At 71.2% G+C, this 3,333-nt stretch carries 3 protein-coding genes; 1 reads left to right on the top strand and 2 read right to left on the bottom strand.

Annotation, left to right across the window (positions count from 1 at the left end; all coding sequences use genetic code 11):
• A partial coding sequence (locus tag KF910_RS14180; RefSeq protein WP_416354720.1) for a squalene/phytoene synthase family protein occupies positions 1-715 on the top strand: 715 nt, incomplete at its 5' end.
• Positions 716-727: 12 nt separating this feature from the next.
• On the opposite strand, the gene KF910_RS14175 is transcribed toward KF910_RS14180, so the two are convergent.
• Complete coding sequence (locus tag KF910_RS14175; protein WP_292264062.1) at positions 728-1,594, bottom strand: oxygenase MpaB family protein; 867 nt, start codon at positions 1,592-1,594, stop codon at positions 728-730.
• Positions 1,595-1,739: 145 nt separating this feature from the next.
• Positions 1,740-3,134: a methylenetetrahydrofolate--tRNA-(uracil(54)-C(5))-methyltransferase (FADH(2)-oxidizing) TrmFO gene (gene trmFO / locus KF910_RS14170; RefSeq protein ID WP_292264060.1), complete on the bottom strand. Its 1,395-nt coding sequence runs from the start codon at positions 3,132-3,134 to the stop codon at positions 1,740-1,742.
• Positions 3,135-3,333 lie beyond the last annotated feature (199 nt).

Raw genomic sequence — 3,333 nt, 5'->3', positions numbered from 1 at the left:
CGATGGAGGCGGCGCTGGCCCTGTTCATGGTGGCGCTGGGCTGGGCCCTGATGCGGGGCCTGAGGGGCGCGCCCCCGTCTGTGTCGTGAGCGCGGTCGACCTCGACGCCCAGGTCCGCGGGGCGGACATCGACCGCTGGCTGGCCAGCCGGTTCGTGGCGGACGCGGCGGCGCGGGCGGACCTGATCACCCTTTACGCCTTCGAGGCCGAGCTGATGGCCATTCCGGCGCGGGTGACCCAGCCGATGCTGGCCGAGATGCGCTATCGCTGGTGGGCCGACCAGATGGACGGGGTGTTCGCCGGGGACCCCCAGAAGGGGCATCCGGTGCTGGAGGCCCTGGCGGATGTGGTGCGCCGCCGCGGACTGGAGCGGACGGCGCTGGACGGGCTGATCGAGGCCCATGTGGGTCGGGTGCATGGCGATCCGCATGACCTGGACGCCTTCTATGTCGGCCCGATGCAGGCGGCGGCGCGCATCCTGGCGGGACCGGGGCATGAGGCGGCGGTGGAGGCGGCGGCGCGGGTGCGGGGCCTGGCCCAGACCGGGCGCGTCGATGAGGCCCGCGCCCTGAGAGCCGAGGCGAACCGCGCCCTGAGACGCCTGCCGGCCGAGGCCTTTCCGGCCGCGGCCCCGGCGGCCCTGATCCGCAACGAGGCGCCGGAGCCCGTTCGGCGGCTGCGCCTGACCTGGGCGGTGCTGACCGGGCGGATCTGATCAGCGCGGCGGTCATGCCGGCCATTCCCGGACCGCGTCCGGCCAGACGCGGCGATTGGGCGAGCCGACATAGACCCAGTCCATCAGCCGCTGGGTCGCGCGGACGGCGGCGCGGGTCGGGGCGGGGGCGGCGGGCAGGTCGTGCATGGCCCGCGCCCAGTCGGGCAGCAGGTCGGCGCCGGCGGCCATGATCAGGCCCCCGGCGAAATTCTCGGCCGGGCCGCCGATCCGCTGGCGCAGAACCAGCTGGGCCACCTCATGGGTGCGGGCGTCGGCGCGCAGGGCCGGGCGCATCGACTGGATCAGGGCCTCGGCTTCGGCGCGGTCGGTCGGCACGGGATCGGCGCCCAGGGCGCGGCCGATGCGGGCCATTTCGGCGATATAGGCGTCCTGGTCGGCCGGCGACATGGACGGTTCGGCGTAGCGGATCCAGGCGTCCAGGAAGCTGGTGATTTCCGTCACATGGACCCAGGCCAGCAGGGTCGGGTCGTTGACGCGATAGGCGGTCCCGTCGGGCAGGACACCCTTCAGCTTGTCGTGGATGGAGCGGACCCGGTCGATGGCGGCCTGGCCCGCGGCGGCGTGGTCATAGGTGGTGACGGCGATGAATTTGGCCGTCCGCCGCAGGCGGCCGTGCATGTCGGCGCGGAAGTCGGAATGGTCCCAGACGCCCGCCAGCACCGCCGGGTGCAGCATCTGCAGCAGCAGGCCCGAGACGCCGCCGATCATCATGGTGACGATGTCGCCATTGACCCGCCAGGCGACGGACGAGGTCGAGAACAGGGCGTCGGCCCGGCGCAGGGCCGGACGCTCGCCGCGCTCATAGTCGTTGAACAGCCGGTTGATCCGCTGGCGGATGGCGGTCTTGACGAACTTCATACCCTCTCCCCTTGCGGGAGAGGGAGACCGCGCACGAAGGCGACAGCTTTCGTTCTGGCGCGGTCGGGTGAGGGGTGACGCAGGCTATTGAGCGACCCCTCATCCGGCCCTTCGGGCCACCTTCTCCCGCAAGGGGAGAAGGACATCATTGCGCGTCCCGCCAGGCCTTCAGCGCCGTGAGGGCCCGCACGCTCATCAGCCGCTTCTTGGCCCGGCCGCGGTCCTTGGGCGGGATCTTCCTGCCCTCGGCGTCGACGCGCGGCGCCTCCAGGGGGGGCAGCAGGCCGTAGTTGATGTTCATGGGCTGGAATTTGGAGCCCTCCAGATGGCCGCCGGTGATGTGTTCGACCAGGGCGCCGATCGCGGTTTCGGGCGGGGGCGGGGCGAGGTCGCGCCCCAACGCCTGGGCGGCGGCGAGGCGGCCGGTCAGCAGGCCCATGGCGGCCGACTCGACATAGCCTTCCACCCCTGTCACCTGCCCGGCGAAGCGCAGGCGCGGCATGGATTTCAGACGCAGCTGGCGGTCCAGCAGTTTCGGGCTGTTCAGGAAGGTGTTGCGGTGCAGGCCGCCCAGGCGGGCGAACTGGGCGTTCTGCAGGCCGGGGATCATGCGGAAGGTCTCGGCCTGGGCGCCGTGCTTCAGCTTGGTCTGAAAGCCGACCAGGTTGAACAGGGTGCCCAGGGCGTTGTCCTGCCTCAGTTGCACGATGGCGTGCGGCTTGACGGTCGGATCGCGCGGATTGGTCAGGCCGACCGGCTTCATCGGGCCGTGGCGCAGGGTTTCGCGGCCCCGTTCGGCCATCACCTCGATCGGCAGGCAGCCGTCGAAATAGGGGACGTTCTCCCAATCCTTGAACTCGGCCTTGGGGCCGTCGAGCAGGGCGTCGATGAAGGCCTCGTACTGGGCCTTGTCCATCGGGCAGTTGATGTAGGCCGCCGCGTCGCCGCCGGGCCCTTCCTTGTCATAGCGCGACTGGCGCCAGGCGATGTCGAAGTCGATGCTGTCGGCGTGGACGATGGGGGCGATGGCGTCGAAGAAGCTGAGGCTTTCCTCGCCCGTCGTCTTCAGGATGGCGTCGGCCAGGGCGGGCGAGGTCAGGGGGCCGGTGGCGACGATGACGTTGGACCAGTCCTCGGGCGGCAGGCCGGCGATCTCCTCCCTCGTCACGGTGACCAGGGGGTGGGCCGACAGTTTCGCCGTCACGGCCTGGGAGAAGCCCTCGCGGTCCACGGCCAGGGCGCCGCCGGCGGGCACCTGATGGGCGTCGCCGCAGGCCATGATGATCGAATCCAGCGCCCGCATCTCGGCGTGCAGCAGGCCCACGGCGTTGTATTCCCAATCGTCCGACCGGAAGGAGTTGGAGCAGACCAGTTCGGCCAAGCCGTCCGTATGGTGGGCGTCGGTCTTCACGCCGGGAACGCCGCGCATTTCGTGCAGGATGACCGGAACGCCGGCGGAGGCGATCTGCCAGGCGGCCTCGGAGCCGGCCAGGCCGCCGCCGATGACATGGACGGGAGAAGGAGCAGGGGAGGTCGTCATCGCGGCTTTCTAGCCACGTCGGGGCGCTTCGTCAGCAATCGTCTGGCGGCGGGGCGGCGGAAGAGGTTAAGGTGGGGGCGAAAGGCGAGGGGGCTCGCCGCCACGGCGCCGGGGGGAGCTGTATGGCCAGGACGCGATTTTCGATCGGCGAGGCGCTGGGCGCCCCGTTCCGCCTGGCCGCCCAGCGGCCGGTGACGGT

The organism is Brevundimonas sp. (assembly GCF_019636155.1).
In the GTDB taxonomy this organism is placed as follows: Bacteria; Pseudomonadota; Alphaproteobacteria; order Caulobacterales; family Caulobacteraceae; genus Brevundimonas.
Note: the sequence above shows the minus strand (reverse complement) of the source record. Positions and strands in the feature narration are given on the sequence as shown.

Excerpts from the sequence above, each read along its gene's own strand:
- trmFO (WP_292264060.1), bottom strand. The coding sequence starts at position 3,134 with ATGACGACCTCCCCTGCTCCTTCTCCCGTCCATGTCATCGGCGGCGGC.
- KF910_RS14175 (WP_292264062.1), bottom strand. The coding sequence starts at position 1,594 with ATGAAGTTCGTCAAGACCGCCATCCGCCAGCGGATCAACCGGCTGTTC.